The 5,849-nt window shown below is 35.3% G+C and carries 4 protein-coding genes; 3 read left to right on the top strand and 1 reads right to left on the bottom strand.

Annotated elements, in window-relative coordinates; translation table 11 throughout:
• Positions 1–148: 148 nt before the first annotated feature.
• From RLT85_RS14885 to RLT85_RS14875, 3 genes are read left to right on the top strand one after another with little or no spacing between them, the layout of a single operon-like run.
• Entirely contained in the window at positions 149–2,845 is a 2,697-nt protein-coding gene (locus RLT85_RS14885) for a S8 family peptidase (RefSeq protein ID WP_311402838.1), read from the top strand.
• Positions 2,846–2,852: 7 nt separating this feature from the next.
• Positions 2,853–3,059: a T9SS type A sorting domain-containing protein gene (locus tag RLT85_RS14880; RefSeq protein ID WP_311402837.1), complete on the top strand. Its 207-nt coding sequence runs from the start codon at positions 2,853–2,855 to the stop codon at positions 3,057–3,059.
• An 11-nt stretch (positions 3,060–3,070) separates the two neighbouring features.
• Positions 3,071–3,772, top strand: a complete 702-nt coding sequence (locus tag RLT85_RS14875) for a T9SS type A sorting domain-containing protein (RefSeq protein WP_311402836.1) — start codon at positions 3,071–3,073, stop codon at positions 3,770–3,772.
• Between the two features lie 332 nt (positions 3,773–4,104).
• On the opposite strand, the gene RLT85_RS14870 is transcribed toward RLT85_RS14875, so the two are convergent.
• A complete protein-coding gene (locus RLT85_RS14870) occupies positions 4,105–5,694 on the bottom strand; it encodes a peptide chain release factor 3 (protein WP_311402835.1) in 1,590 nt (529 codons plus the stop codon).
• Positions 5,695–5,849 lie beyond the last annotated feature (155 nt).

Below are 5,849 nucleotides of genomic sequence, written 5' to 3'. Positions count from 1 at the left end.
AAGATTATAAGAAAATCTATTCTGGACAGCTCAAATTATTTTAATACCTCGTGGGCTTGCCCCGAGGTAGTTTATTTGTCTTAAAGTTATTATATAATTTTTTTATTAACATATTTTATCTATATTTAACATAACTATAACCAATATAATGAATTATGAGAAAATTTACTTATTTACGTTAGCTAGCTCCGCAATTTGGGCACAAGAAACTTACCCAGATGTTTATTATTATTATGTGGAAGAAAAGGAAGCTGGCGATTTAGAATTCCTTACAAAATCTAGAGATAGAGAAAGTCAAATTTTAACCCTGACATTTGAGAATCCCTATTACAATACATTTATTAATGATCAAAATGTATATGTATATAAAAAAGCTTTTCCTGGTGCTTTAACAGAGCGGTTACAACGCATTTATTTGGTTGGACTTACTTCTGAAGATCTACAAAGTGAATTATCTCGGTTACCAAATGTAACTCAAGTAGACTTTTTAGGAGATTTAAATTATGGAAATTTGAGTGTTCCAGATGATTATGATGGCACTACAGGTATGACTTCCCCAAGTTTAAGTGGTTATGGTTTGAATACCTATGCGCCTGTAAGCAATTTTAAGCATTTAGACCTAGTTAATGCACTCCAAGCGTGGAATATTTCAAAAGGTGATACAAATATTGTTATTGGAATTGTAGATTCTCATTTTGATATAAATCATCCAGATTTAGTTAACAAAATAACTCAACATTATGGAGATATACATAATGGTAGTGCACCATATCCCCATGGAACAAAAGTAGCGGGAAGTGCTGCCGCTGACACAGACAATAATATTGGTATTGCTGCAATAGGTTACAATACTAGTTTAATTACAGCATATAGTGGAAATGCACCATTATCGCAAGATTTTAATTTTGATAATGCAAATACCTATGTTAGACAAATGCTTTTTTTGGTACAAAATCATCCCGAGATTAAAGTTTTAACAACAAGTTTACTTGGAGGTTGTTCCTATGTTGAAGCAGATGCATTAGTTTTTCAAGAAATTTGGGAACAATATGGAGTTACCACAATTACAGCAGGGGGAAACGGTAATTGGAAAAATAGTTGTAATGGTGCTTCTGGTCAAAATGAATATGTTTATCCAGCTTCTTATGATCATGTTATTTCCGTAAGTACTGTAGGTCATCACAGTGATCATGGTTATGTAGACCCACAAGGTTATCAAATTGGTTGGAAAGATGTACATGAATATATCGTGGGGGATGATAATTTTACTTTTACCCATAATGATAAAATAGATATTGTTGCTCCTGGTTATTTTATACCTACTACTACTAGAGCAAATGAATATGAGACAGGTAATGGTACATCTTTTTCGGGGCCTTTCGTTTGCGGTGTAGCTGCTCTAATGTATGATGTTAATCCTACGATTACTCCAGATCAAGTAAAGCAAATTTTAATGGATACTGCAGTAGACATTTACCAAATTCCAGAAAATGCACCCTATATTGGATTATTAGGTGCAGGGCGTGTTAATGCCTATGCAGCAGTTTTACAAGCCAAATGTTTATACAATCCTACTTCAGGATTGGATTTAACGATTAGAAATACGGAAGAAGACAAGGGAGCAGAACCCGATGTAGACTCTGGTCCTGTCTTATGGAACAGTCCAGACATTTGGGTGCGTAATCAACCTGATGGGAAGTTAGTGCAAGTACACGAAAACCCTGAATATAATACAAACTCCTCCGTTTATATTTATGTTAAGGTAACCAATAAAAGTTGTGAAACTTTAGACATATCGGATAATGCAAAATTAAAAGTACATTGGGCCAAAGCGAATACCGCTTTAGGATGGCCAGATCTGTGGGATGGTAGTACTGATGATAATGGTAGTTTATTATTAGGTGATGAAATTAATCCAATATCAGAAAAAACCATCCCCAGCTTAACTCCTGGTGAATCTACCATTATAGAATTTGAGTGGCAACCACCCAATCCTAATAATTATACCGGCCTCGATAATCCTTGGCATTTTTGCGTATTAGCAAGAATTATTTCTGATGATGATCCCATGACTTTTGATGAGCATTTAGGTCTAAACAATGTTTACCGTAATAATAACATTGCTAGCAAAAATTTAAGTTTAGTGGACATCAATCAAATTACAGGTAAGAATCCTGGTGCCACAATTTTAGTGGGTAACCCAGTAAAGGAATTACCGGAACTTACTGAAATAGAATTCTCAGCTCCAAAAAATGATCCACATCCTATTCATAATGAAGCAGAGGTTTATGTTACCTTAGATGATGCAGTCTGGAATCTTTGGGTTGATGGAGGTAGTCAGGGATCGGGATTAAAAATTGCTAATGAAGAAGATAAAAAATTGCTAATAAACGATAGTCCGGCTAGTATTAAAAATTTGAAGTTTCCAGGAGGTGAATGGGGAAAGATTAGTATGAGCTTCAATTTTTTAACCGAGGAACCTACCCATAAGTTAACGTACCTATATCATGTAAGGCAGATTGAAAGTGCTACAAGTAAAACAACAGGAACAGAAAGTTATGAAATTAAACCCAACAATAAACGCCCGTTTTTTAAAGCTGAAAGCAATGAAACAAACAATTCATCTTTATTAGAGGCCACTACTATTAATGAAACTGCTGTTTACAATTGGTACGATGTGGATGGAAATCTTTTACATACTGGCGAACAGTTAGCCCTAAGTAGTAATATAACGCAAGAGTACAAACTCGAAATCATTGCAGAAGCGGATGGTTATAAAGATTATGCATTTATTGCCGTAGAAAGCCCTTATGCATTAACAAAGCTTAAGCCCAAACCCTGCTAACAATCAAGTGCAGGTAGCTTACCAAACCCAAGGAGCAACTTCAGCTTATCTAAGTATTACCTCTACACAAACGGCGGTGAGTAATAATTACATTCTTAATGTAAGCAATAATAACTTAAACATTGATGTCTCATCTTACCCAGCAGGTACGTATGTAATCGCCCTATCTTGTGATGGTGAGATTATAGAAACTAAAAATTTAATCATCCAATAAAAGCTAAAATCATGAAAATTATAATAAAACTAATTATTTGCATGTTAAGCTTTAATAGCTTAGCACAAATAGCGCCCTTAGAAAATCATATTTGGTATTTAGAAAAACTGGTCATTAATGGGAACGATGTATTTCCTCCTCAAAACTTGCAACCTAACAATGATTTTAATTACAACCAAACATATAATTTTTTGTTAAAATCTTGTTGGGACATCAATGGAGAACTTACGTATAATGACGCAAATTATGAATTTTCTATTATTGACTCTGTACTAACACCTAATGAATGTCCAAGTGTTCCAAATGCTGATCTGTTTGATACCACTTATATCTCTGAGTTTTATGACTTCAATAATGGTCACCCAAATCCATTTTCTTACGCCTTTACCACTCAACCCAATTATATTGTCTTAACAATTACCAACGGCAATGGGGACCAAGCCATTTACCGCAACGAACAACTAGCAGTGGCGAATAAAGAAAAAGTAGCGGTTCATCTTTATCCTAATCCTGTAACTAATAACTTTCAGTTAGAGGTAGAATCTGGTAAAAACATTAAATCGCTGCGTATTTTTTCCGTTAACGGAAAAGAAGTGTTAGGCTTTAAAGAAGCTCAAAGCACTTATGATGTTTCGCAGTTGCCAGCGGGTATTTACTTTGTAAAGATTAAAAGTGAGACAGGAGAAAGTGTCAAGAAAATGCTAAAACAATAAAATTTAGGAGACTGGTTAAAAAGTCAGTTTAGATGTTAATCCCAGAATTCTAAGCATGTAAAAAATCTAAATAAGAAAGAGACCCTGAAATGAATTCAGGGTGACAGTTTCGTGTATCGCTTAGATTTTTAGAAATTATACAGATTTCCTGAGATGCTGAACTTGGTTCAGCATCTCAGCTTATTTTAAGTTAATGGCTTTTTATATATAAAATCTAACTTCTATTATCTAAAAGCACCCGCCTGTACCATTCGGGCGAGCCCGTCTGAAAGAGTTCATTCGGGCGGAAAGCGGTCTAACATCTTAGTCGGTTACGACTTAAATTAACTTATCTACTTAAATTCAGAAGTATAATGGAATTTAATGTTCTTGTATTTTTCTTGCGTCATTTGCAATGAAAATTGAGAATCCGCTAGAAAGACTAATTGTCCGCGTTTGTCTGTAGCCAAGTAATTACTTTTCACGCGTTTAAAATCGGCAAATTCAGCGCTTTTTGGATCTTCGGGCTCTATCCAGCAGGCTTTGTACACTTTTAAATTCTCATAGGTACATTTAGCTCCGTATTCGTGTTCTAGTCGGTATTGGATCACTTCATATTGCAACGCGCCAACTGTACCAATTACCTTTCTGTTATTCAGTTCTAAACGAAATAATTGCGCTACTCCTTCATCCATCAACTGGTCAATTCCTTTTTCTAATTGCTTAGACTTCATAGGATCTGCATTGTTGATGTATCTAAAATGCTCTGGAGAGAAGCTCGGAATCCCTTTGTAACTCAGTTCTTCGCCTTGAGTTAGGGTGTCTCCAATTTTAAAGTTTCCGGTATCGTGAAGTCCCACAATATCACCAGGATAAGAAACATCCACAATCTCTTTCTTTTCCGCAAAGAAAGCATTGGGACTACTAAATTTTAATTTTTTACCATGTCTTACGTGTAAATAGGGCACGTTACGCTCAAACTTACCTGAAACAATTTTGATAAATGCCAGGCGATCTCGGTGTCTAGGATCCATATTGGCATGAATCTTAAATACAAAACCGGTAAAATCCTTTTCTTCTGGATGAACAATTCTGGTAGTGCTTTCTTTAGGTCTTGGCGAAGGAGCAATATCAATAAAGCAATCTAAAAGCTCTCTAACTCCGAAGTTATTTAAAGCAGAACCAAAAAATACGGGTTGTAATTTTCCGTCGCGGTATTCTTCTTTGCTAAATTCAGGATAAACGCTTTGTGCTAGTTCTACCTCCTCTCTTAATTCATTGGCAGCATCGCTTCCGATAAGGTCATCCAATTCAGGATTACTTAAATCAGAAATTTCTATGGTATCTTCAATGTCTTTTCTAGGGTCGCCGGTAAATAAATTGACGTTCTTTTCCCAAATGTTATAAATTCCTTTAAAGTCGTATCCCATTCCTATAGGGAAGCTCAACGGAATAACTCTTAGGTGAAGTTTTTGCTCAATTTCATCTAGCAAATCAAAAGCATCTTTTCCTTCCCGGTCCATTTTATTGATAAAAACAATCATAGGGATGTTACGCATGCGACAAACCTCTACTAGTTTTTCGGTTTGCTCTTCGACTCCTTTGGCAACATCAATCACTACAATAACGCTATCTACGGCGGTAAGGGTTCTAAAGGTATCTTCGGCAAAATCTTTGTGCCCAGGTGTATCTAGAATATTTATTTTAATATCGCGGTATTCAAATGCCAAAACAGAGGTCGCTACAGAAATTCCTCTCTGACGCTCAATCTCCATAAAGTCACTGGTTGCGCCTTTTTTAATCTTATTTGATTTCACTGCACCCGCTTCTTGTATGGCTCCTCCAAAAAGCAGTAATTTTTCTGTTAAGGTTGTTTTACCAGCATCGGGGTGGGAGATAATACCAAAAGTTCTCCTTTTATTTATTTCGTCAATTAATTTCATTTTGCAAAGATATTGTTTTTAAGAAGCTACCGCAATATTTCTGACAAAAGGCTGTAATAAATTCCGACATTGTTAAATTGTATTATCCTGATATAGGTTGACCATTTTTGGGTTAAAATTTCATTTAATATTATTGTAATTTCACACGAAACATT

Origin of the sequence: Mesonia ostreae (assembly GCF_031845265.1) — a bacterium.
Taxonomy (GTDB): Bacteria; Bacteroidota; Bacteroidia; order Flavobacteriales; family Flavobacteriaceae; genus Mesonia; species Mesonia ostreae.
The sequence above is the reverse complement of the archived record's forward strand: the minus strand, read 5'-3'. Positions and strand labels throughout refer to the sequence as shown.

Bases quoted from the DNA above. Each gene is read 5' to 3' on its own strand.
- RLT85_RS14875 (WP_311402836.1), top strand. From the start codon at position 3,071: ATGAAAATTATAATAAAACTAATTATTTGCATGTTAAGCTTTAATAGC.
- RLT85_RS14870 (WP_311402835.1), bottom strand. From the start codon at position 5,694: ATGAAATTAATTGACGAAATAAATAAAAGGAGAACTTTTGGTATTATC.
- RLT85_RS14885 (WP_311402838.1), top strand. From the start codon at position 149: ATGAATTATGAGAAAATTTACTTATTTACGTTAGCTAGCTCCGCAATT.